This window comes from Streptomyces sp. NPDC057654 (assembly GCF_042800135.1).
In the GTDB taxonomy this organism is placed as follows: Bacteria; Actinomycetota; Actinomycetes; order Streptomycetales; family Streptomycetaceae; genus Streptomyces.
The window spans coordinates 1-1,390 of record NZ_JBHVHQ010001372.1; the positions used below are offsets into that span (position 1 = coordinate 1).

A 1,390-nucleotide genomic window follows, 5' to 3' on the forward strand; every position below is an offset into this window, starting at 1 on the left:
CCCCGGCCCACACGCCCGTACGGCCAGTACCCGTCAGCGGCGGGCCACGCCCTCCGCCCTCGCCGCCGCGGCCACGGCGGCCGTGACCGCCGGGGCGACGCGTTCGTCGAAGGGCGACGGGATGACGCAGTCCGCGCTCAGGTCGTCGGCGACGACGGACGCCAGCGCCTCGGCCGCCGCGAGCTTCATGCCCTCGGTGATCCGGGAGGCGCGCACCTGGAGGGCGCCCGCGAAGATGCCGGGGAAGGCGAGGACGTTGTTGATCTGGTTCGGGTAGTCGCTGCGGCCGGTCGCGACGACGGCGGCCTCGTACTTGTGCGCGACGTCCGGGTGGATCTCCGGGTTCGGGTTGGCCATCGCGAAGACGAACGCGCCGGGCGCCATCTTCGCCACCGCCTCCTCCGGCACCGTGCCGCCGCTGACGCCGATGAACACGTCCGCGCCGTCGAGCGCCTGGGCCAGGGAGCCCCGGAGCCCGGCCTTGTTGGTGAAGCCGGCGACCTCGCGCTTGACCTCGGTGAGGTCCGTACGGTCCGTGGAGACGACGCCCTTGCGGTCGCAGACCGCGACGTCCCCGATGCCCGCCTCCGTCAGGATGCGCGCGATGGCCACCCCGGCCGCGCCCGCCCCGGAGATCACCGCGCGCAGCTCGCCGACCGTACGGCCCGTCAGCCGCGCGGCGTTGCGCAGGGCGGCCAGCGTGACGACGGCGGTGCCGTGCTGGTCGTCGTGGAAGACCGGGACGTCGAGCCGCTCCTGGAGCCTGCGTTCGATCTCGAAGCAGCGGGGCGCGGAGATGTCCTCCAGGTTCACGCCGCCGAAGGACGGCGCGAGCCGCACCACGGTCTCGACGATCTCGTCCACGTCCTGGGTGGCGAGCGCGATCGGGATCGCGTCGACGCCGCCGAACTGCTTGAAGAGGATGGCCTTGCCCTCCATCACCGGGAGGGACGCCTCGGGGCCGATGTCCCCGAGCCCGAGCACCGCGCTGCCGTCCGTCACGACGGCCACGACCTGGGACTTCCAGGTGTAGTCGTGGACGAGTTCGGGCTTCTCGGCGATGGCGCTGCACACCTTGGCCACGCCGGGCGTGTAGGCGAGCGACAGGTCGTCCCGGTCGCGCACCGGCACCGTCGCCTGGATCGCCATCTTGCCGCCGCGGTGCAGCGCGAAGGCCGCGTCGAACGGTTCGTCGCGGGTGGTGTCCGCGCTGTTGCCGTTATCGCCGACGCTGTCGCTGCTGTCGCTGCTGTCGCTGCGAGGATTCACAATCTCCGCTGCCACTTCTGACCCCTTTGTCATCTGTCCGTCGAGGGTTACCGCCCCAGGTTGCGGAGCGGGCGGGCACCGCGTCCGTGGCCCGGCCGGCGGATGGGCCGCCGTGCGGGGG

General features: G+C 72.8%; 1 protein-coding gene. It reads right to left on the bottom strand.

All coding sequences use genetic code 11. From position 1 onward, the window contains the following. Nucleotides 1-33 precede the first annotated feature (33 nt). The gene (locus ACFU99_RS43720; protein ID WP_384404355.1) at nt 34-1,284 is read right to left on the bottom strand and encodes an NADP-dependent malic enzyme; all 1,251 of its coding nucleotides are present in this window, start codon (nt 1,282-1,284) and stop codon (nt 34-36) included. Between the last annotated feature and the right edge of the window lie 106 nt (nt 1,285-1,390).